Origin of the sequence: Nocardia niigatensis NBRC 100131 (assembly GCF_000308655.1) — a bacterium.
GTDB lineage: Bacteria > Actinomycetota > Actinomycetes > Mycobacteriales > Mycobacteriaceae > Nocardia > Nocardia niigatensis.
On sequence record NZ_BAGC01000006.1, the window covers coordinates 54,768 to 75,343 of the forward strand.

At 69.3% G+C, this 20,576-nt stretch carries 19 protein-coding genes; 7 read left to right on the forward strand and 12 right to left on the reverse strand.

Annotation, left to right across the window (positions count from 1 at the left end):
- Positions 1 to 98 precede the first annotated feature (98 nt).
- On the reverse strand, positions 99 to 824 hold the full coding sequence (gene pdxH / locus ON33_RS03750; RefSeq protein WP_040855055.1) for a pyridoxamine 5'-phosphate oxidase: 726 nt from the start codon (positions 822 to 824) through the stop codon (positions 99 to 101).
- Between the two features lie 101 nt (positions 825 to 925).
- Here pdxH and ON33_RS03755 point away from each other — a divergent pair, with 101 nt between their 5' ends.
- Entirely contained in the window at positions 926 to 2,068 is a 1,143-nt protein-coding gene (locus tag ON33_RS03755) for a citrate synthase 2 (RefSeq protein WP_040855057.1), read from the forward strand.
- 64 nt (positions 2,069 to 2,132) lie between these two features.
- On the opposite strand, the gene ON33_RS43895 is transcribed toward ON33_RS03755, so the two are convergent.
- On the reverse strand, positions 2,133 to 2,930 hold the full coding sequence (locus tag ON33_RS43895) for an RDD family protein (RefSeq protein ID WP_040855059.1): 798 nt from the start codon (positions 2,928 to 2,930) through the stop codon (positions 2,133 to 2,135).
- Between the two features lie 255 nt (positions 2,931 to 3,185).
- On the opposite strand from ON33_RS43895, the gene ON33_RS03765 reads away from it, so the two are divergent.
- Entirely contained in the window at positions 3,186 to 4,052 is an 867-nt protein-coding gene (locus ON33_RS03765; protein WP_245550287.1) for a polysaccharide deacetylase family protein, read from the forward strand.
- Between the two features lie 22 nt (positions 4,053 to 4,074).
- Here the strand turns inward: ON33_RS03765 and ON33_RS03770 are convergent, their stop codons facing one another.
- Positions 4,075 to 4,830 carry a hypothetical protein gene (locus ON33_RS03770; RefSeq protein ID WP_245550288.1) on the reverse strand — a complete coding sequence of 252 codons (756 nt, stop codon included), beginning with the start codon at positions 4,828 to 4,830 and terminating at the stop codon, positions 4,075 to 4,077.
- A 133-nt stretch (positions 4,831 to 4,963) separates the two neighbouring features.
- Between ON33_RS03770 and serC the strand changes: the two genes are divergently transcribed.
- The 3 genes from serC to ON33_RS03785 all read left to right on the forward strand — a co-directional run bounded on the left by serC (position 4,964) and on the right by ON33_RS03785 (position 8,361).
- Positions 4,964 to 6,088 (forward strand): phosphoserine transaminase, encoded by a 1,125-nt coding sequence (gene serC, locus ON33_RS03775; RefSeq protein WP_040855061.1) that lies wholly within the window; start codon positions 4,964 to 4,966, stop codon positions 6,086 to 6,088.
- A 232-nt stretch (positions 6,089 to 6,320) separates the two neighbouring features.
- Positions 6,321 to 7,367: a septation protein SepH gene (gene sepH, locus ON33_RS03780; RefSeq protein ID WP_040855065.1), complete on the forward strand. Its 1,047-nt coding sequence runs from the start codon at positions 6,321 to 6,323 to the stop codon at positions 7,365 to 7,367.
- A 235-nt stretch (positions 7,368 to 7,602) separates the two neighbouring features.
- The gene (locus tag ON33_RS03785) at positions 7,603 to 8,361 is read left to right on the forward strand and encodes a DUF6928 family protein (RefSeq protein ID WP_040855068.1); all 759 of its coding nucleotides are present in this window, start codon (positions 7,603 to 7,605) and stop codon (positions 8,359 to 8,361) included.
- Between the two features lies 1 nt (position 8,362).
- On the opposite strand, the gene ON33_RS03790 is transcribed toward ON33_RS03785, so the two are convergent.
- Together ON33_RS03790 and ON33_RS03795 are read right to left on the reverse strand one after the other, a co-directional pair.
- Complete coding sequence (locus ON33_RS03790) at positions 8,363 to 8,656, reverse strand: DUF2537 domain-containing protein (RefSeq protein ID WP_281033186.1); 294 nt, start codon at positions 8,654 to 8,656, stop codon at positions 8,363 to 8,365.
- Entirely contained in the window at positions 8,653 to 9,456 is an 804-nt protein-coding gene (locus tag ON33_RS03795; RefSeq protein ID WP_040855072.1) for a TrmH family RNA methyltransferase, read from the reverse strand. Before ON33_RS03795 ends, ON33_RS03790 begins: the two co-directional genes overlap by 4 nt.
- A 90-nt stretch (positions 9,457 to 9,546) precedes the next feature.
- On the opposite strand from ON33_RS03795, the gene ON33_RS03800 reads away from it, so the two are divergent.
- Positions 9,547 to 9,909: an FKBP-type peptidyl-prolyl cis-trans isomerase gene (locus ON33_RS03800; protein ID WP_040855077.1), complete on the forward strand. Its 363-nt coding sequence runs from the start codon at positions 9,547 to 9,549 to the stop codon at positions 9,907 to 9,909.
- A gap of 74 nt (positions 9,910 to 9,983) precedes the next feature.
- Here ON33_RS03800 and ON33_RS03805 read toward each other — a convergent pair whose 3' ends face one another.
- The 7 genes from ON33_RS03805 to ON33_RS03835 all read right to left on the reverse strand — a co-directional run bounded on the left by ON33_RS03805 (position 9,984) and on the right by ON33_RS03835 (position 17,171).
- On the reverse strand, positions 9,984 to 10,667 hold the full coding sequence (locus ON33_RS03805) for an RDD family protein (RefSeq protein ID WP_040855080.1): 684 nt from the start codon (positions 10,665 to 10,667) through the stop codon (positions 9,984 to 9,986).
- 56 nt (positions 10,668 to 10,723) lie between these two features.
- Complete coding sequence (locus tag ON33_RS03810; protein ID WP_174391475.1) at positions 10,724 to 11,005, reverse strand: hypothetical protein; 282 nt, start codon at positions 11,003 to 11,005, stop codon at positions 10,724 to 10,726.
- 148 nt (positions 11,006 to 11,153) lie between these two features.
- Positions 11,154 to 12,311, reverse strand: a complete 1,158-nt coding sequence (locus tag ON33_RS03815; RefSeq protein ID WP_085996667.1) for a YhgE/Pip domain-containing protein — start codon at positions 12,309 to 12,311, stop codon at positions 11,154 to 11,156.
- Positions 12,312 to 12,384: 73 nt separating this feature from the next.
- Positions 12,385 to 13,788 (reverse strand): sensor histidine kinase, encoded by a 1,404-nt coding sequence (locus ON33_RS03820; RefSeq protein WP_083868566.1) that lies wholly within the window; start codon positions 13,786 to 13,788, stop codon positions 12,385 to 12,387.
- Positions 13,785 to 14,492 carry a response regulator transcription factor gene (locus ON33_RS03825; protein ID WP_245550289.1) on the reverse strand — a complete coding sequence of 236 codons (708 nt, stop codon included), beginning with the start codon at positions 14,490 to 14,492 and terminating at the stop codon, positions 13,785 to 13,787. The genes ON33_RS03820 and ON33_RS03825 overlap by 4 nt, the downstream gene beginning before the upstream one ends.
- Before the next feature lie 25 nt (positions 14,493 to 14,517).
- On the reverse strand, positions 14,518 to 14,904 hold the full coding sequence (locus tag ON33_RS03830; RefSeq protein WP_040855090.1) for a hemophore-related protein: 387 nt from the start codon (positions 14,902 to 14,904) through the stop codon (positions 14,518 to 14,520).
- A 125-nt stretch (positions 14,905 to 15,029) separates the two neighbouring features.
- Positions 15,030 to 17,171, reverse strand: a complete 2,142-nt coding sequence (locus ON33_RS03835) for an AMP-binding protein (RefSeq protein ID WP_083868567.1) — start codon at positions 17,169 to 17,171, stop codon at positions 15,030 to 15,032.
- Between the two features lie 339 nt (positions 17,172 to 17,510).
- On the opposite strand from ON33_RS03835, the gene ON33_RS03840 reads away from it, so the two are divergent.
- On the forward strand, positions 17,511 to 20,576 hold a 3,066-nt coding region (locus tag ON33_RS03840; RefSeq protein WP_051151605.1), incomplete at its 3' end, for an ATP-binding protein.

Sequence of the window (20,576 nt, forward strand, 5' to 3'; positions counted from 1 at the left end):
CTAGCCAGGTCGAAGAGGGCTTGGCTAGGCGTTTTGGGCCGATCATCCCACCATTCGAACGTGAGATATCCAACTCTTTCGGGTGGTCGAAAGGGTGGTCAGGGTTGCAGGCGTTCGACTTTCATCGCCGACACATCGGTGTTGCCCGGTTCGACGGTGACCCGGATGCGGTTGTGCATGCGGCTGCGGCGGCCCTGCCAGAACTCGACGGTCTCCGGCTGGATCTGGAAGCCACCCCAGAACGGCGGCACGGGAACGTCGGCGACCTCCGCGAATCTGGCCGCGGTCGCGTCCATCTGCCGGTCCAGCTCGGCGCGCGAGGCGATGGGCCGCGACTGCTCCGAGGCCCACGCCCCCAGCCGGGAACTGCGCGGCCGGGACTGCCAGTACACCTCGGTGGCCTCGGCCGGCACCCGCCGCACCGGCCCGCGAACGGTGATCTGCCGGCCCATCGCGGGCCACACGAAAGTGGCCGAGGCATACGGGGTTCGGGTCAGCTGCCGGCCCTTGAACGACTCGTAATTCGTGTAAAAAGTCACACCTTCGGGAGAAAGCCCTTTGCACAGGACAGTTCGCGACGAGGGCCGCGGACCGGTTTCGGTGATCTCGACGGTGCCCAGCACCATGGCGTTCGGATCGGTCATACCGGCGCTGGTGGCGTCCTCGATCCAATTGCGCAGCAAGGGCTCCCAGCCCTCGGTCAGCCAGGTCTCGTCGAGGTCGGTTTCCGGGCCCGGGTGGTTGTCGCCCTGATCGACTCCGTACTCGACACGCAGGGCCGCGAGGTCGAGGTCGGATGTGGCGAATTGCTCCTGGTCAACCATGGGGCAGACGTTACTCCGGAGTAATGCGAGGGTTAAGCTCCAGGTGATCGGCGTGGCTGCCCAAAGATCGGGTGGCCCGACTTTGCAAGGAGAGTCACAACATGACTGCCAGCGCTGCGGTTCCAGGTTCGGTCGTCCCCGACGGCTTCGTGAGCGGTCTCGAAGGAGTGGTGGCCTTCACCACCGATATCGCCGAACCCGACAAGGACGGCGGCGCGCTCCGGTACCGCGGCGTCGACATCGAGGACCTCGTCGGCAACCGGGTCACCTTCGGTGACGTGTGGGCCCTGCTGGTCGACGGCGAGTTCGGCCGCGGCCTGCCGCCCGCCGAGCCGTTCCCGCTGCCCATCCACACCGGCGACGTCCGCGTCGACGTGCAGGCCGGCCTGGCCATGCTGGCCCCGATCTGGGGTTACGAGCCGCTGCTCGACATCGACGACGACACCGCCCGCGAGAACCTCGCCCGGGCCTCGGTCATGGCCCTGTCCTACGTCGCCCAGTCGGCGCGCGGCATCTACCAGCCCGCCGTCTCGCAGCGGAAGATCGACGAGTGCACCACCATTACCGAGCGGTTCATGACCCGCTGGAAGGGTGACCCGGACCCGCGCCACACCGAGGCCATCGACGCCTACTGGGTATCGGCCGCCGAGCACGGCATGAACGCCTCCACCTTCACCGCCCGCGTCATCGCCTCCACCGGCGCCGACGTGGCGGCCTCGCTGTCCGGCGCCATCGGCGCCATGTCCGGCCCGCTGCACGGCGGCGCCCCGGCCCGCGTGCTGCCCATGATCGAAGAGGTCGAGAAGACCGGCGACGCACGTGCTCTGGTCAAGGGCATCCTGGACCGCAAGGAGAAGCTGATGGGCTTCGGCCACCGCGTCTACCGGGCCGAGGACCCCCGCGCCCGCGTGCTGCGCGCCACCGCCGAGCGCCTCGACGCCCCGCGCTACGAGGTCGCCGCCGCCCTGGAGCAGGCCGCCCTGGCCGAACTGCGCGAGCGCCGCCCCGACCGGGCCATCGAGACCAATGTCGAGTTCTGGGCCGCCGTGATCCTGGACTTCGCCGAGGTCCCGGCGCACATGATGCCCGCCATGTTCACCTGCGGCCGCACCGCCGGGTGGTGCGCCCACATCCTGGAGCAGAAGAAGCTGGGCAAGCTGGTCCGCCCGGCCGCCATCTACACCGGCCCGTCCCCGCGCAAGCCGGACGCCGTCCCGGGCTGGGATCTGGTGTCGCACCGGTAAACCGCTCGAAAAGCAATGGCCCGCAGCGAAAATCGCTGCGGGCCATTGCTTTACGCGCTCAGGCTCACGCCTTGACGACGATGGTGCCCACCGCCTTGTCGGCGAAGGTCTGCTTCTTGTCGTCCCACAGCGGCCACAGGAAGCCGAGGTAGCAGGGGATGGCGTCGATGATGTGCAGCAGGCGCCGGCCAAAGGCCAGGCCCATGCCGACCGGCTGCCCGGTGGCCTCGCGGATCAGCTTGATGCCGGCCACCTTCTTGCCCGGGGTCTGGCCCGTGGTGCCCTCCATGTAGGCCAGGAACAGCGTGCCGCCGATGCCGACCACGATGGCCAGCAGCAGGCAGATCCAGCCCAGCGCGTTGTAACCGCCGCCGCTGCAGTAGGTGTGGTACGTGCCCGGGGTGACACTGCAGGTCGGCTTACTGGTGCCCGCGGTGCCGGCCAGGAGGTTCAGGATCCAGGCGGGCACGGCGGTGATCAGCGCGTCGACCAGATAGGCCCCGACTCGTGCGCCCCAGCTCGCGTACTGTGCCCCGTACCCCCCGAACGGAGCGTAGCCGGGCTGGGGAGCGCCATAGGCGGGTTGCGGTGCGCCATAAGCGGGTTGGGGCGCGCCGTAGGCGGGCTGCGGTGCGCCGTAGGCCGGTGCGGCCTCGAAACCGGGCTGGGGCGCGCCGTACGCCGGTTGCGGTGCGCCATAGCCGGGCTGCGCTGCGTCATAGGGCGACTGGGGCGCCCCGTAACCGGGTTGCGGCGCACCGTAGCCGGGCTGGGGCGCGCCGTAGCCGGGGGCCGGCTGGTCGGCGGGCGGATATCCGTAACCGGGCTGCTGCTGCGGGTACGGGTTGTTGGGGTATGTCAATGCGCTTCCTTGCAAAGGGATTGTTTCGGTCGGGCAGGCTACAGTCTGGGGCAATCGGGCCTCCGGGATGAACTGGAAATCGATCTCGCCCGGTCAGCGCGGCCTCATGAGGTGTGGGGGCGGCGAATCCTGCGTTCGAACAATGGATTACGCGCTACCGAACAATGATTGCGATCCGGTTGCCGGAGCACGACGATTACAAGAAACCTGCGCGCGGTTCTGGCTACTGCGACCGAATTCACATAACCTGCACCGGTGCTCGACGCAGGACTGTCCAGGCGCGGCTTCTTCGCCGCCGGCGCGGCGCTCGCCGCGGGCCTCGTCACCGCCGGATGCGGTGTGGCGAACGGCAATTCGTCCGACCGCATCCTCGACCCGCGCGCCGGGGCCGATCCGGCCACCGCGCCCGCGCGGCTACCCGTCTCCACCGTGTCGCCCGATGCCGTGGCCGCGAAGTACGCCGGTCGGCAACCGCAGGGCTGGGGCATGGATCTGGACGGCATCGTGACCGGATTCAATGCCACCGGCAAGCAGTTCGCGATCACCTTCGACGCCTGCGGCGGTCCCGGCAACAACGACATCGACGAGAACCTGCTGGCCCTGCTGCAGGCCCAGCAGATCCCGGCCACCCTGTTCCTGAACAAGCGCTGGATCGACGCCAACCCGGATCGCGCGGGCAAGCTCGCCGCCAACCCGCTCTTCGAGATCGGCAATCACGGCACCGCGCACTGCCCGCTGTCGGTGACCGGCCGCGCCGCCTACGAGATCAATGGCACCGTGTCCGCGCAGGCCGCGGTCGACGAGGTGTGGGGCAACCACCAGCGCATCATCGCGCTGACCGGTCACGCACCCCGCTTCTTCCGCACCGGCACCGCGCATTACGACAATGTGGCCGTGTCGATCGTCAAGGATCTGGGCGAGACCCCGGTCGGCTTCTCCATCAACGCCGACTACGGCGCGACGGCAGCCTCCAGCGTGGTCCAGTCCAACATGATGACCGCCAAGACCGGCGGCATCTCACTGGCCCACATGCACCGCCCCAAGTCCGGGACGGGCGCGGGCATGCTCGCCGCGTTGCCCGCGCTGAAGGCCAACGGCTTCGAATTCGTGCATCTGCCTTAGGGTTTCGGCCCCGCCCGGGCGCTCAGCCGGGGCGGGAGGCGGCCCAGTCGACGGCGACGGACTCACCGCGGTCGACGGTGAAGAAGGCGACCTCCAGCTGCCGGCCCAGATCCACCAGCTCCAGGCCGGACAGCGGAACCGGCTGGACCACGCGGACCCGCCACGGGCCGGGCTCGTCCCAGGCGTGCAGCTCCAGATCCAGCCGCAGCACCGGATCGTCGCGGCCCGTGTAGTCGGCCGCCACCGGCGCGGCGGCCAGCACGGTGGCGCGGGCGCGGCGGCCGTCGGCCAGGATCTTGGCGATATTGGTGCGCGAAGTCTGCTCGGGCGCGGGCTGATACAGCACCACCCGCTGGTCATCGCCCGGATCGACCCGGCAGCACACCACGTCACCGGCCTGCATCAACTCGCGGTCGGCGGTGTTCACACGCTGGCGGACCCGCGTCTCGTAGGCGTGCCGATCCGCGAGCTGCACGCGCACCCAGAACTCCTGCCCGGTCTCGGCCGCGTCGTCGGCGTGGACGCCGAGGACGGTCGCGGTGCCCTCCACGCCGTGCAGGAGAAGTGCGCGGCGTGCGGCGTCGTCCAGGGCGGGGCCGCGGCGGGTCAGGCCGCGGGAACCGAATTGCGAGGACAGCCGGGCGAGCAGCCCCGGGCGCGGGCGCGGCGCGGCCTCCGGCAGGCCCGGCTCCCGCCCGGGAAGCGCGGGCGCGTCGTGGGGCGCGGCGGGCGGCTGGTCGGCAGCGGTACCCGGTCGCTCGTCTGCGGCCTTGTCCATGGCGGTACACGGTAACGGTTCTGTGGTGCCCGACACAGCGATACGCGAGGTTTGCCGAACCCGCTCGTGAGAATGTTTTTTCCGACCGGACCCGGCCGTGAGAGCGGGTGATAGCCCCACTACCCTGGTCGCCATGACCTCTGCGTTCCCGACCATCCCCGACGATCTCAAGCCCGCCGACGGACGGTTCGGTTGCGGCCCCTCCAAGGTCCGCCCCGAGCAGCTGCAGTCCCTGGTGGATACCGGCGCCTCGGTGTTCGGCACCTCGCACCGGCAGAAGCCGGTCAAGGACGTGGTGGCGCGGGTGCGCTCCGGCCTGCGCGACCTGTTCTCGCTGCCCGAGGGTTACGAGGTCGTGCTGGGCAACGGTGGCACCACCGCGTTCTGGGACGCCGCCGCCTTCGGCCTGATCCGCGAGAAGTCGCTGCACCTGAGCAACGGCGAGTTCTCCTCGAAGTTCGCCTCGGTCGCCAAGGGCAACCCGTTCATCGGTGACCCGATCGTGGTGAAGTCGGAGCCGGGCGACGCCCCCGAGCCGACCTCGGACCCGTCGGCCGACCTCATCGGCTGGGCCCACAACGAGACCTCGACCGGTGTCGCCATCCCGGTGTCGCGTCCGGCCGGTTCCGAGCACGCGCTGGTCGCCATCGACGCCACCTCGGGCGCGGGCGGGCTGCCGGTGAACATCGCCGACACCGACGTGTACTACTTCGCCCCGCAGAAGTGCTTCGCCTCCGACGGTGGCCTCTGGATCGCGCTCATGAGCCCGAAGGCGCTCGAGCGGGTGGAGGAAATCAAGAACTCGGGTCGCTGGACTCCCGAATTCCTTTCGCTGCCGATCGCGATCGACAACTCCACCAAGGACCAGACCTACAACACCCCGGCGCTTGCCACCCTGTTGCTGTTCGCCAACCAGATCGAGTGGCTGAACGGCAACGGCGGCCTGGACTGGGCCGTGAAGCGCACCGCCGACTCGTCCTCGCGCCTGTACTCGTGGGCCGAGACCAGCGCGTACGCAACGCCGTTCGTGCAGAACCCGGCGCTGCGCTCGCAGGTCGTCGGCACCATCGACTTCGCCGACAGCGTGGACGCCGCGCAGGTGGCGAAGGTGCTGCGCGCCAATGGCATCGTGGACACCGAGCCGTACCGGAAGCTGGGCCGTAACCAGCTGCGCATCGGCATGTTCCCGGCCATCGACCCCGACGACGTGTCGCAGCTCACCCGCTGCATCGACTGGGTTGTGGAAAAGCTTGCCTGAGCAGTAAGGACAGCACCGGTTCACGGTTCTCTCACGATCTTCGGGGGACCGTGAAACCACTTTCGCCGCTGAGGCGAATCGCTCACACTAATGCGGCGCGGAAGTCTGGGAACAGATTTCCGCGCCGCGTGTCTTGCCCCATGATTCACAGAAGTGCACTACTGTTCCAGAGCGTGGGCGGTGTCGCGAGCCTAGCTATAGCTGTGAGTTGCGCAGCGAACAGGAGGTAACGGTGCGTGAACTTCGAGTAATCGGATTGACGCCCGATTCCACGCACATCGTGTGCATCGATACCGAGAGCGGTCAGAAGTACCGGCTCGCCGCCGACGATAAACTGCGCGCCGCTGCCCGCGGAGATCTTGCCCGATTCGGCCAAATCGAGATCGAAACGGAAGCCACGATGCGTCCTCGCGATATCCAGGCCCGTATCCGTGCCGGTGCGTCGGTGGAGCAGGTCACCGAAGAGTCGGGTATGCCGCTGTCGCGGGTCGAGCGTTTCGCGTATCCCGTTCTGCTGGAACGCGCCCGGGCCGCCGAGTTGGCGCAGAAGGCGCACCCCGTCCGCAACGACGGTCCCGCCGTCGAGACCCTGATCGAGATCGTGTCGGCCGCCTTCGCCGAGCGCGGCCACAATATCGAGGTCGCCGAATGGGACGCCTGGAAGGACGAGAAGGGCTACTGGGTGGCCCAATTGCAGTGGCAGGCGGGCCGTTCGGTGATCGCCGCGCACTGGCGCTACCAGCCCGACGCGCACGGCGGCTCGGTGGTGCCGCTCGATGACCCGGCCTCGGATCTCATCGACCCCGATTTCGGCCGCGCGCTGCGCGGCCTGGCGACCATCCTCCCGGACCAGACCGACCCCGTGGTGGACGAGACGCCGGCGCCCGCGCCCGCACCGCGCGAAGACCGGACCGACTACGAGTCCGCGCCGGCCCGAGTCGCCAAGCAGCAGAACGTGGATGACTACTTCGAGCAGCGCGCCGCGGTCGGCGACGGCACCGTTCCGGTGACCACCGCCGCGGCTCCGGCGCCCGCTCCGGCTCCGGCGGCGAAGGAGCAGTCCGCTCCGGCGCTCCCGGCGGCCCCCGCGCCTGCTCCGGCTCCGGCCGCCGCGGCCGAGCCCGCGGAACCGGCTCCCGCGCCCGCGCAGCCGGCCGCGAAGGCCAACGCGCAGAAGCCGAATCGCAAGCCCGCGGAGGCGGGGCGCAAGCGTGGCGGCAAGGCGCCGATGCCGTCCTGGGAGGACGTACTCCTAGGCGTGCGGTCCTCCGGCCACTAATTTCGGCCACTCGATTTTTTCGGATGCTAGAGGGTTGCTGACTGCTCGGGTCAGCGGCTTTGCGACGCGCCGCGAAACGGTGTTGGCAACAGCGACCTTTCGGCGTTCGCTGGGGGTAGATTCATTCTGTCGGCGGTCCCGGCCGGGCCGATCCACGTCGACGCCGACGGTCGGCCGCCGTGTGTTGCTCTAAAGTAACCAGCCTGTGTGCAGCGACTGAGGGGAGGTGACGTCGATGCCGTCAACGGTCTCATCCCTGTGGTACGTCGACGCTTCCGATCCGATGGCCGTGCTGCGCGCCCATCCTGGGCCCGACCCGGATGCCGCGTTCGCGCTCGCCAAACAGCTCAACTCGGACCGTGACGTGGTGCCCGCCGCCTCGGGCACCATGAAGGTGTGGGCGGGGCCGGATCCCGAATCCGTCTATATCGGCTGCTATCCCGGCGTCACGGTCATCTGCTCCGCGCAGGCCGCGCTGCCGCGCCCCACCACACTGCCGGAGCTGCTGGTACGACCGCTCGCCTCCGAGCGCACGTACCTGATCGCCTACGACCTGTCGCTGGGCTGGGGTGCGTTCGCCTATTGGGAGCGCGGCGAATTCCGCCGCTCCTTCAGTGCCACCCGGGTCAATATCCTCGAGGACGAGGGCATGCCGCGGGTGTGGGAGCGGCCGTACTGGGCGGGTGAGCATCCCATCCGGCTGGCGCCCGGCGAACTGCCCGCCCCGCAGCTGCTGCCCTTCGACCCGCCGGACTTCGCCGACGCCGTCAATCAGCAGTGGCTCGGCTTCCGCTACCGCGGGCGAGACGCGGAGCAGGCGCTGACCGCCGATCAGATCGAGGTGTGCGGCTTCTCGCTGTTCCCCAGGGGTGAGGCGCCCCCGCTGGTGGAGGCCGTGCCGGAACCGCCGATCGAGCACAACGGCAGCAAACGCGGACTGCTGAGCTGGCTGCGCGGCGACCGGGTCTCCCGGCCCGCGAACCAGGTCTCCTGACTCAGAACAGCAGCAGGCCCAGCCAGGCCAGCAGCACGCCGGCGCCCAGGCCCGCGATCACCCAGCGGGTCACCGGGGCGTAGCGCCAGCGCCAGGCGGTCGGCGCGGCCCCGCCCACCGCGATCAGATTGACCACCACCGACAGCACCGGATGGACCTGGGCCAGCGCGGCGCCGAAGGCGTAGACGCCCACCGCGGTCAGCGCCGCCACCATGACGACCACGGCGATGCCGCTGGCCCACGGGGTCGGCTCGGAATAGCCGTATCCATACGGTCCGTCGGGCGGATGGCTCACTGGGCACGCACTCTCTCGTAGAAGGCCATGGCGGCTGCGGTCGCCACATTAAGCGAATCGGTGCCCGGAGTCATGGGGATGCGGGCACGAATGTCGCTGGCCCGCATGGTCTCCTCGGTGAGGCCGGGGCCCTCCGCGCCGAGCAGCAGCGCCACCTTGTCGCCGGTCATGGCGGTGGCGAGGGTGTCGGCCTTCGGATTCGGGGTCAGGGCGATGATCTGGAAGCCGTTGTCGCGCACCAGGTCCAGGCCCGCGGGGAAGGGCGGCAGCTGGGCGAACGGGACCCGGAGCACGTGGCCCATGGAGACGCGCACGGCCCGCCGGTACAGCGGATCCGAGCAGCGGTCGCCGAAGAGCACGGCGTCCGCGCCCAGCCCGGCGGCATTGCGGAAGATCGACCCGATGTTCTCGTGGTCGTTCACGCCCTCCAGGACCGCCACCGTCCGCGCGTCGGCGAGCACCTCGGCGGCGGTGAGTTCGCGTGGCCGATATGCGCCCGCCAGCACGCCTCGATTCAAATGAAATCCGACGACCTGCGCCATCACGTCGGCGCTGGTCCGGTAATACGGAATTTCGACTCCGGCGAGCTCTTCCGCGAGCTGTTCGTATCGCTTCGCGACACCGAACAATGCGAAGGGCATGAATCGCGAGGCCAGCATCCGCTGCACGACGACAACGCCCTCGGCAATCACCAATCCCTTGCCACCGGGCAGGTCGGGGCGCCGATCGGCATTGTTGAGGTCGCGGAATTCGGCGACCCGCGGATCGTCCGGGTCGTCGATATCGATCACTTCGGCCACCGGGACATTTTCGCCTCCAGTGCGGGCGGGGGAATGCGCGGGGCATAAGGTGATCGAGACCCGATCCCGATCTACCGAAGAGGACAGCCCATGAGCAGCAAGCCGGAAATCGAATTCCAGGACGGTCCCGCCCCCGCAGAGCTCGTGATCAAGGATCTCGTCGTCGGTGAGGGCGCCGAAGCCAAGCCCGGCGACACCGTCGATGTCCACTACGTGGGCGTCGAGTACGACTCCGGCGAGCAGTTCGACGCCTCCTGGGACCGTGGCGAGTCGATCGTCTTCCCGCTGCGTGGCCTGATCCAGGGCTGGCAGGACGGCATCCCGGGCATGAAGGTGGGCGGCCGCCGCCAGCTGACCATCCCGCCGAAGCTGGCCTACGGCGAAGCCGGCGGCCACCACCTGTCGGGCAAGACCCTCGTCTTCATCATCGACCTGCTCGACGTCGTGAACTGACGACCTCCGGTCGACGAAAGACACGTGCCCGCCACGCTTTTCAGCGTGGCGGGCACGTTCGTCATCGCGGGAGCTCACACCTTCACGACGATGCTGCTCATGATCTTGTCGGCGAAGGTCTGCCTCTTCGCGTCCCAGATCGGCCAGAGCCAGCCGAGGTAGCAGGGGAGGGTGTCGACGATATGGCAGATCTGGCGCACGAAGGCCATGCCGAAGCCCAGGGTCTGTCCGTCGGCCTCGCGGATCAGCTTGATGCCCAGCAGTTTCCTACCGGGCGTCTGGCCGGTGGTGCCCTCCATATAGATGAGGTACAGGCCGCCGATGACGGCGATGGCCGCGCCGATCAGCACCAGGACGAGCCCGCCCGCCGACAGTCCGCCCGAGCAGGACGTGCTGTAGGAGGTGTCGGACGAGTCGGTGGTGCAGTTCATGTCCTTGGACCCGACGGCGAAGCCGATGCCGTAGAAGATGGCCGCCGGCACGCCGACGATCAACCGGTCGATGAGGTAGGCCCCGACTCGCGCGCCCCAACTGGCATAGGGCGGCGGGGGATACGCGCCGTAGCCGGGTCCGGGCGGGTAGGCCCCGGGCTGTCCCGGATAGCCGCCCATGGGCTGGCCGTAGCCGGGGTGCGGCTGGTCCCCGAATCCTGGTGGTGGCTGTTGCCCGTAGGGCGGTGGCTGCTGTCCGAGGCCGGGCTGCTGTCCGAATCCTGGCTGTTGCGGCTGCTGCGAGTAGGGATCGTTGCCGTACGTCATCGGTTCCTCCCCAGGGGGAATGCGGGGGCATGGCCCCCGCATTGTCTCCCGGATCGCTAACCCACGATGGCATTCATGATTGTTCCGGCGCTCGTGGCGGTCGCGCCGCCGAGCACGGCGTTGGCGACCATCTTCGGGGAGGCCGAGCCGCCACCCCACTTCTCCCAGGCGAAGCGCCCCCCGCCGTAGGTGATGGCCGCGACCCCGGACATCTGGGTGAGCCAGGTGAAATAGCGGAACATCTTCATCATCTTGTCCGCCATGGGCGGGGTTTCCGCGGTGGGATTGCCCAACTGGGCGAGAACCGTGCCGTACATGTCATGCGCGGCCATCAGCATGCTCACGATCGCTTCCTCTCCGGTACCGGGGCGCTGGGTGGAGCCAGGGTGCGGTAGAGCGGTCGAGCTTCCGAAACGGGTCGATCAGAGCAATTCGGGCACAGTCTATCGGGGCGAATCGCCGATTGTTGCTGATTGTTTGCGAACGTTATTTTCGAACGATGTCCACCGGGTCGGTCAGTGCGGCCGCGATGGCCGTCTGCTGCGGCACACCGAGCTGTGGGAGCACGCCGATGGCCTGATTGGTCTGATTGCCCAATGTTTTGGTGACGGCCTGCAATTGGGCCACACCACCGGTCAGCGCCTGCACGGCCGTAACCAGCTGGGTACCCGCCTGATCGGCGATGGCCGGAATGGACTGTGCCAGCGACGCTCCCTGATTCAGCTGCGTGCTCGCGTCGTTCAGCCTGCCGGCCGCGTCGCGCAGCAGCTGACCGACCTTGGTATCCGGAGTGGCTTGTGTGCCGGTCAGATTGGCGAAGGCGCTCAGCTGGGTATCGGCCTGATTCGCGACACGCTGCAGACCCTGCAGCTGGGTGATGACATTCGCCAGCTGAGGATCACTCGCGAAGGGCAGCGCCTGCAGCAGCGGCACCACCAGATCGAGCCCGGTGGAGAGCGCGTTCGCCGACTGCGCGATCTGCCCCATGGTGACGCCCGTCGAATCCAGCGCCGCGGCAAGCTGATTCGCCTGCGTGGTGGCCGCGGACAGGGTGGAGTTCAGGGCGTCGATCCCGGAGGTCAGCTGTCCCGCACCGGATTTCGCCTCGTTCAGGAAGGCTGTCATCTGATCCGCGCCGCCCGAGAACTGCTGCGCGCCGTCCGCCGCCGCCTGCACACCCGCGCTGAGCAGCTGCGAGGTGCCCGCGATCTGCGACACCTGCAGCCGGGCGGTGTTCATGGTCGCGAACAGCGTGTCCAGGCCGGCGGCGCTGATCTTCTTGGTCACCTCGGTCACCGCGTCGTTGACCAGGTTCGCGTCGGCGCGGCCGGCCGTGGTGACGGAGACCTGCGCCCGCTTCGGCTTGTCGGTGAGCAGGGAGTTGATATCGGCGCTGAGGTCGGTGGGCAGCGTGATGACCGCGGCGTAGTCCTTGGTGCTCGCCTCGTCGACCACATCCCAGTGGCGGATTCCGCTGCCCTGCAGGTCCTTCACGATGCGCGCGCCCAGCGGTCCGGTATCGCTGTTGACGAGCGCGACCGCGGTGGGCGCGGAGCGCAGGCGGAGGACGCCGACCGTGCCGGCGGTGACCGCGGCGGCGAGCAGCAGGACGATCAGGACCCAGCGGGCGCGTTTTCCGAACACCATTCAGACCGTAGAGGGGCAGGTTGTCCCGGGTTCTGATGGTTGTCTGAGAGTTCGGTAAAGACAGGCTGGTTCAGCCTCGGCGGGGCGGCGGTCCCGGCAGCGGCGCCTCACGATCCGGCAGCTCCAGCACCAGGCGCACCCCGCCCAGCAGGCCGTCGTCGAAATAGGCTCGGCCGCCGTGCAATTGTGCCTGCTGTGCGACCAGCGCCAAACCCAGACCGGATCCGCCCTTGGCGGCCCCGCTGCCCCGGAAGAACCGTTCGAACACCGCCCCGCGCTCCGCGGTCGGCAGGCCGCGTCCGTTGTCGTCGATGGAGATGATGATGCGATCGTTCGGCGCCCGGTGTGCCGACACCAGCGCCTCGGTGGCCCCGCCGTGCCGCGCCGAATTGGTGAGCGCGTTGTCCACGGCCAGCCGCAAGCCGGTCGGCAGGCCCCGGGTGACGAGCTCGGCGTCGGTGTCGATGCGCACCTTCAGCTGCGGGAAGTGCCGCATGGCATCGTGCGCGGCGGCGTCGCAGAGCTCGGCCACATCGGTGACCACGTGATCGCGTTCATTGGTGAGGTCGCCGGCGGCGAGCCGTTCCAGCGCCGCGAGGGTGGTCTCCACCCGGTTCTGGCCGCGCTGCAGGTCGCCCAGGATCTCCCGGCGCTGCTCCTCGCTGAGGTCGAGGGTGCGCAGCACCTCCAGATCGGTGCGCATGGCGGTGAGCGGGGTGCGCAGCTCGTGCGCGGACACCGCGGCGAAGTCGCGCGCGGTCTCCAGGGCCGCGGCGATCTCGGCCTGGGCCCGATCCAGCCGCTCCAGCATGGTGGTCACCGCCTCGCCCAGCTTGTCGGCCTCCTTGACCCCCGAACCGTCCACGGGCAGTGGGGCATTCGGGCCGCCGGTGGGGTCGCGCTGATCGACCGCCTTGGTGAGCCGGACGATCGGCCGCACCGCGCGGCCGCCGAACAGCCAGCCCAGCCCGGCGGCCGCGGCCACCGCCGCCAGGGCCGCGAAGAACACGAACCGCCGCTGCTCAGTGGTGGCGTGCTCGGTCTCCGTGGTCGGAATGCCGAGGGAGACAACGCGTCCCGCGGGCTGGTTCTCGGTCGTGGTCAGCACCCGGTAGGTATTGCCGGCCACCGTCACCGTGTGATTGCCCTCCGACAGAATGGGCAGCTGCACCGAGGTACTGGTCATGGAGCCGTCGGAATTGCGCACGGTGAGTGCCAGCTGATTGGTGGGCCCGAGCACGTCGAGCACGGTCACCGCGAGCTGCGGTTCGATGAGCACGATCCGCGAGGTCAGCGCCAGCTGCTGATCGGCCTGACTGAGATTGTTGCGCTCGATGGCGGTGACGGTCACCCAGCTGAGCACCGCCACGATGATGGTGGCGCCCAGCGCCGCGGCCGCCGCGACCCGGAAGCGCAGCGAGTAGGAGTGGCGACGCCGCCGACGCGGCGCGGAATCGGTTGCGGGCGTCGTCATTTGGGTGCGCGCAGCACGAATCCCACGCCGCGGATGGTGTGCAGCAGGCGCGGGGTGCCGTCGACCTCGAGTTTGCGGCGCAGGTAACCGACGAAGACGTCCACCACATTGGTGTCGGCCGCGAAGTCGTAGCCCCACACCAGTTCCAGCAGCCGTTCCCGGCTCAGCACCACGCCGGCGCTGCGGGCCAGGGTGGACAGCAGCTCGAATTCCCTTTTGGTGAGATCGATCTCGGCGCCGTGCAGCAGCGCCCGATACCCGGCGACATCGACTTCCAAGGGGCCCACGGTGATCCCGCCGGGAATGGCGGAGCCGGGCACGTCGCTGCGCCGGCGCAACAGCGCCTTGATTCGGGCCACCAGTTCGGCCAGCACGAACGGCTTCACCAGATAGTCGTCGGCCCCCGACTCCAGTCCGGCGATCCGGTCGTCCACCGAACTGCGCGCCGACAGCACGCAGATCGGCACCTCGTTGCCCATGGCGCGCAGCGCGGTCACCACCCCCGCGCCGTCCAGCACCGGCATGTTCATATCGAGCACGACCGCATCGGGGGCGGATTCGTTGACACTGCGCAGCGCCGCCGCGCCGTCCCGGGCGATGACCACCCGGAACCCCGACAGCCGGAGCCCGCGCTCGACCGATGCGAGAACATCCTCGTCGTCGTCGACGACCAGGACAGTGGGTACCTCACCGCGTTCGACCACGGGTTCCATTCTGGCAGCCGCTACCTCAGTAGTTGTGGCAGGAGTCGGCGACCTGCTGGATCGAGGCGGCGATTCCACCGGCACGCGGGTCGGACGCGGCCTGGTCGGCGGCGTCCGGGTTGTCCTTCAGGTACTGGTCGAGTTCGGCCTGACGCTGCTCCGGCGACAGCGCGAACTTGGCCCGCAACTCGGACTTGTAGCCAGGGTTCTGGTCCAGGAAGGAGGCCAGGGCCGGGGCCTTGTCGTGCAGGGCGGCATCCACCTGGTCGAAGGAGCAGGTCGAGTTCAGTAGCGGCGCAACCAGATCCGCGGGCGAGGCGGAGGCGGTGGCGGGTGCGAGCGCGAGGGCCACGGCGGCGACCGCGCCGGCCCCGAAGAGCGCACCGACACGGCGATTACGGACGAAGCTCATACATCGACCTTTCTTTTCGACTGGCACCGCGAAAGGGTGGCGCGCGAATCCCGCGATCCGCGCCCGCCCGACGCTAAACCACCCGCATGGGAGGCCGATGAGCGAAGTATGAGAACTCTCTGAGGCTAGCCTGAGACGGCCGAATCCCCGGGCTGAGCGGCCGGATCCACCCCCGCGTCGAGGGCGGCCGGGCCGACCCGGTGGATCGGGGTGGTGGCGACCGCGGCGGCCTCGGCGGCCGCGATGCGCTGTTTGTCCTCCATGAGCGTCACCGCGTCGCGGATCTGCTTCTCCAGCGTGGGCAGCATGGCCGCGTCGTCGATGGTCGGCGGCACCTCGAAGGATTCGCCCGCCGCGATCTGACGCATGGTGCGGCGCAGGATTTTTCCGGAGCGGGTTTTGGGCAGCGCGCTCACCGCGACCACGTCGTAGAGGGTGGCGATGGCCCCGACCCGCTCGCGCACCCGCTCGATCACCTCGGCGCGCAGCCGCTCGGACTCGATGTCGGTGCCGGTCTTGAGCACCACGTACCCGATGGGCCGCTGGCCCTTCAGCTCGTCCGGAATGCCGACCACCGCGGTCTCCGCCACGGCCGGATGCCCGGAGATGGCCGCCTCGATGCCGCCCGCCGAGAGCCGGTGCCCGGCCATATTGATGACGTCGTCACTGCGGCCCAGGACGAACAGGTACCCGTCCTCGTCGAAGAAGCCGGAGTCCCCGGTCAGATAGTGGCCGGGATAGGCGGAGAGATAGGAGCGCTCGTAGCGCGCGTCGTCGCGCCACAGCGTGGTCAGCGTGCCGGGCGGCAGCGGCAGCCCGATGACGATGTTCCCCTCGGTATTGGGCGCGACCGCATTGCCCTCGGAATCCAGCACCCGCAGCCGGTACCCGGGCACCGGCACCGAGGCCGAACCGGGCTTGATCGGAAGCTGCTGCAGCCCGAGCGGATTGGCGCAGATGGGCCAGCCGGTCTCGGTCTGCCACCAGTGGTCCACCACCGGACAGTCGGGCCGCTCCGCGAGCAGGGTCTCCACCGCCCACTCGTAGGTGGCGGGATCGAGTCGCTCGCCGGCGCAGAACAGCGCCCGCAGCCGGGTCAGATCGTGCTGATGCGCCATGGCGGCGTCGGGGTCGGCGCGGCGGATGGCCCGCAGCGCGGTCGGTGCGGTGAACATCACATCCACCTGGTACTCGTCGACCAGCCGCCAGAAGGTCCCGGCGTCCGGGGTCCCGATCGGCTTGCCCTCGTAGAGGATGGTCGTCGCCCCGACCAGCAGCGGCGCGTAGACGATGTAGGAGTGCCCGACCACCCAGCCGATGTCGGAGGTGGTGAGCATGGTCTGTCCGGGGCCGACGTCGTAGATATTGCGCATGGACCAGGCCAGCGCGACCGCGTGACCGCCGTTGTCGCGCACCACGCCCTTGGGCTTTCCGGTGGTTCCGGAGGTGTAGAGGATATAGAGCGGATCGGTCGCGGCGACCGAGACCGGATCGGCGGGTTCGGCCCCGGCCAGCGCTTCGTCCCAGTCCAGCCAGCGGGCGGCGACGGTGTCCGAGGAGGCGGGCAGATGGTCGGTGGCGGCCTGCTCGGCGGGAAAGCGAATGGTGGGGAAGCCGTCCCGCTGCTTGACCAGGACCGTGCGGGGCGCGGTGGTGTCCGCGAGGTCGAGGGCAGCCAGCACGATCGGCGGGTATTCGATGCGGCGACCGGGTTCCAGCCCGCCCGAGGCAGTGATAATGAGCACAGGTTCGGCGTCGTCGATGCGGGCCGCGAGTTCGTGGGCGGCGAATCCGCCGAAGACCACCGAGTGCACCGCGCCGATGCGGGCGCAGGCGAGCATGGCGACCACGGCCTCGGGAATCATCGGCATATATATGACGACACGGTCACCGGTCTTGACGCCCAGTCGGAGCATGGATCCGGCAAATCGGGCGACTTCGTCGAGCAGCTCTCGATAGGTGTAGATCCGCCTGGACCCGGTCATAGCCGAGTCGTATATTAGGGCCGGTTGTTCAGCGCGACCCCCCACCTGACCGCCGGTCGGGCCGTCTGTGGTTGTGATCTCGCGCACATGCCGATCGAGGGCATTGTAGGAGGTGTTGAGGCGAGCGTCGGGAAACCAGCGCGCCGTCGGACGGGCCGCGGTATCGAGAATCTGAGTGGGAGGCACCTCCCAGCTGATGGATTCGGCCGCGTCGCGCCAGAACTCCGAGGGATCGACCAGGCTCAGCTGATACGCCGGTCGGTACTCCTGCTTCGCGTTCAACCCGGTGACTCCCTAGCTCCGCCATGTGTCCTTGAGATGCGCTGAGATGCCCGCCTCGATAGATCCAGCTGATTGTGGCAGACTTCACGCGACGTCCGGGCGGGCGCCGCGACCTTTGATTTTGCCTGCAAACGGCTGGTCAGGGACCGGTGGTTGCCAAGAGGTCACACAAGAAGTTATTGATCCGTTAGAATCGCATGTCACATATTTCGGCCGTCATGGACGCAATTTCTCGGCCAGCCGCAGTTCTCGGCCAGCTGTGCCAGTCGAGCCCAGCGTGCGATCGCGGAGGCTCGCTGATGGCGCGTGGCTGGGGCCAGTTTGGAAAGTGAGTGGGAGATGCGTGACGCCGCTAGGTCCGGCAGCAATAAGCGCTGGGCGCTGAGCAACTGGGACCTGCGATGGAAGGTGACGGCGGTGCTCGCCGTGCCGCTGTTGGTCGCCGTTGTGCTGGGAGCGTCGAGGATCTCGGCGGAATTCGCCGACTCCAGCCGGCTCTCGGCGGCGACCGATCACGTTGGGGTCATCCCGGCGATCACCGGTCTCAGTGCCGATGCGGCGCAGGTCGCCAGTGGTCAGATGATCATGCTGGGCCCGACCCAGTCGCTGACCTCCGATCCGGAACTCGCGCAGTTGGACACCGCCATCGCGTTCGCCGAGAAGGCCGCCCAGCGGTTGAGCGATATGCCCAGTGCTCGTTCGGCGCTGGACGAGATGATCGTGGGCGCCAAGGCGATCCGGGCTCAGGGCCTGGCGCCGTCGAAGTCGATTCCCGACACCGTCACCCAGGTCGAGCGGATTCGTGGCGACAGCGTGCGCACGGTGGAGAACATCGTGTCCAGCGTCGCCGACAAGAACGTGGACCAGTCCAAGCTGCGCCTGGTCGACTCGCTCAACACCCGTTGGATGCTGTTCAACGAGGTCGCGGGTATGGCCGAGGCGCTACGCAACAACCCGAAGGATGGCCTCAAGGACATCCAGATCGGCGTCAACACCGAGCGGCAGATGCTGGCCGTGCTCGCGCACCGCTTCTCGGACGGCGACGCCACCATCGCGGAGCTCGATCGGCAGGCCGACACCCGTGTGCAGCTGGTCAACGGCCCGCAGGCGCTGGCCGGGCAGCTGCCCGTCGCCGAGCTGAAGGACTCGCTGGTCGCCAGCATCAACGGCTATCAGTCCATCGCGACCGCGGCCACCAAGGACATCGTGTCCCGGGTGGACGATCTGGCGGCGGCGGCCCGTTCGGGCGCCATCCGCTACTCGATCATCGTGATCGCCACCATCCTCGGCGCCCTGGCGCTGGCCGTGCTGATCGCGCGCGCGATGATCGTCCCGCTGCGCCGTCTGCGCCTGGCCGCCCTGCGCGTCGCCGAATACGACCTCGGCCAGGAAGTCTCGTCGCTGCGTGACGGTGCCGACCCGGATGACGTTCCGCTGGAACCGATGCCGGTGCACACCGACGAGGAGATCGGCCAGCTGGCCCGCGCGGTCGACGACATCCACGGTCAGGCGCTGCGTCTGGCCGCCGATCAGGCCGCCATGCGTACCCAGGTCAACGACATGTTCGAGACCCTGGCCCGCCGCTCCAAGTCTCTTGTCGACCATCAGCTCTCGCTCATCGAGGCGATGGAGTACGACGAGAAGGACCCGCGCCTGCTCGAGAACCTCTTCCGTCTCGACCACCTCGCCGCCCGCATGCGGCGAAACGGCGACAACCTGCTGATTCTGGCCGGCACCAAGCAGCGCCGGACCAAGTCCGCGCCCGTCGAGATCGCGGACGTGCTGCGTGCCGCCATCTCCGAGGTCGAGGACTACGAACGCGTCAAGCTGGGCGCCACCCCGCGTGGTTCGCTGGTCGAGCCCGCCGCGTCCGACCTCGCGCACCTGTTCGCCGAGCTCCTGGACAACGCGCTGCGCGCCTCTCCGCCGGAGACCGACGTCAAGTTCACCTTCGCGCAGGCGCACGATCAGGGTCTGCTGATCGAGGTCGCCGACCGCGGTATCGGTATGCCCCCGGCCGAGATGGCCGAGATCAACCGGCGACTGGAGGCCGTGGCCGAGGTCGGTCCGGACACCGCCCGCCACATGGGTCTGTTCGTGGTCGGCCGTCTGGCCGAGCGTCACGGCCTGACCGTGCGGCTGCGCCCGACCTTCGACATCGCCCGGGATCCGGGTGTGACGGTCACCGTGCACGTGCCCAAGCCGCTGATCGTCTCGGCGGGCGGGCCGATCTCGGTGCCGCCGCAGCAGGGGCAGCAGCCGCCGTCGGCTCCCGCGCCGTCCGCGCCGCAGGGTGCGGGCAACCAGGCCGGTGCGCCGTCCTCCATGCAGATGCGCGCGGTCACCCGCACGGCGACCGGCAATGTGATGGTCACCGTGGACCCGGGTGTGAGCGGGCCGATTCCGGCTCCGCCGGGTTCCACACCGGGCGCCGCCCCGGCCGGTCCCGCGCCGGCCGCGGCCAGCGCCTCGACCGGACTGCCGACGCGGCAGCCGGGCGCCCAGGTGCCGGGCGGTCTGCCGACTCGTCAGCCCGGGGTGAACGGGCCCACCGTCAAGCACACGATCGCGCCCCCCGGCGGGTCGAGGCCCGCCGGCCTACCGCAGCGTGATCCGGGTGCGCACGGTCCGTCCGCGCCGTCGGCCCAGCCGGGAGCCAATCTGCCGCAGCGCGGCCAGACCGGCGAAACCCCGTCGCAGCCGCGCGGTGGTCTCGCGGCCAACATGCTCAAGCGTCAGGGTGCTCCGGGCGGCATGCCGCCGCGACCGGGTGAGCCGGGGGCCGCGCCGCGTGGTCCCGGCCAGGGCGGTCTGCCGCAGCCGGGTCAGTCCGGCGCGATGCCGCAGCGCAATCCCTCCGTCGGCCTGCCGCAGCGGGATTCGGCGCCGGGCGGGGCTCCGGCCGGGCCGGGTGGTCTGCCGCAGCGTCAGCCGGGCACCAATGGTGCACCGGGTCGCGAGGCCGGCCTCGGCCAGCCGCCGCGTCCCGCGCCGGGCCAAGCGCTGGGAGGTGGAGCGACGCAGCGCGACGCGGGCAGCAATGGTGCGCCGCAGCGTGATTCGGGTCCGACCCGTCGTGATCCCGCCGCGGGTGGTCTGCCGCAGCGTGATTCCGCTGCCGGTGGTCTGCCGCAGCGTGACTCGGCCGCCGGTGGTCTGCCGCCGCGCGATTCGGCCGCGGGTGGTCTGCCGCGCCGGGAGCCGGGCGCCAATGGCGCTCCGCCGCAGCGTGGTCCGGTGCTCCGGGCCAGGGGTCTGCCGCAGCGTGGTGCCGCGCCGCAGCGGGACGGGGCCAATGGCCTCGCCGCCGGTCAGGATGCGGACGCCCCGGGTCTGCCGAAGCGCGACGGCCTAGCGCCGCGCGACGGTGGCCTGCCCCAGCGCGGCGCGGCGGCCGGTGGTCTG

Bases quoted from the DNA above. Each gene is read 5' to 3' on its own strand.
- pdxH (WP_040855055.1), bottom strand. From the start codon at position 824: ATGGTTGACCAGGAGCAATTCGCCACATCCGACCTCGACCTCGCGGCC.
- ON33_RS03755 (WP_040855057.1), top strand. From the start codon at position 926: ATGACTGCCAGCGCTGCGGTTCCAGGTTCGGTCGTCCCCGACGGCTTC.
- ON33_RS03770 (WP_245550288.1), bottom strand. From the start codon at position 4,830: ATGGACAAGGCCGCAGACGAGCGACCGGGTACCGCTGCCGACCAGCCG.
- serC (WP_040855061.1), top strand. From the start codon at position 4,964: ATGACCTCTGCGTTCCCGACCATCCCCGACGATCTCAAGCCCGCCGAC.
- ON33_RS03785 (WP_040855068.1), top strand. From the start codon at position 7,603: ATGCCGTCAACGGTCTCATCCCTGTGGTACGTCGACGCTTCCGATCCG.
- ON33_RS03800 (WP_040855077.1), top strand. From the start codon at position 9,547: ATGAGCAGCAAGCCGGAAATCGAATTCCAGGACGGTCCCGCCCCCGCA.
- ON33_RS03805 (WP_040855080.1), bottom strand. From the start codon at position 10,667: ATGACGTACGGCAACGATCCCTACTCGCAGCAGCCGCAACAGCCAGGA.
- ON33_RS03810 (WP_174391475.1), bottom strand. From the start codon at position 11,005: ATGCTGATGGCCGCGCATGACATGTACGGCACGGTTCTCGCCCAGTTG.
- ON33_RS03820 (WP_083868566.1), bottom strand. From the start codon at position 13,788: ATGACGACGCCCGCAACCGATTCCGCGCCGCGTCGGCGGCGTCGCCAC.
- ON33_RS03830 (WP_040855090.1), bottom strand. From the start codon at position 14,904: ATGAGCTTCGTCCGTAATCGCCGTGTCGGTGCGCTCTTCGGGGCCGGC.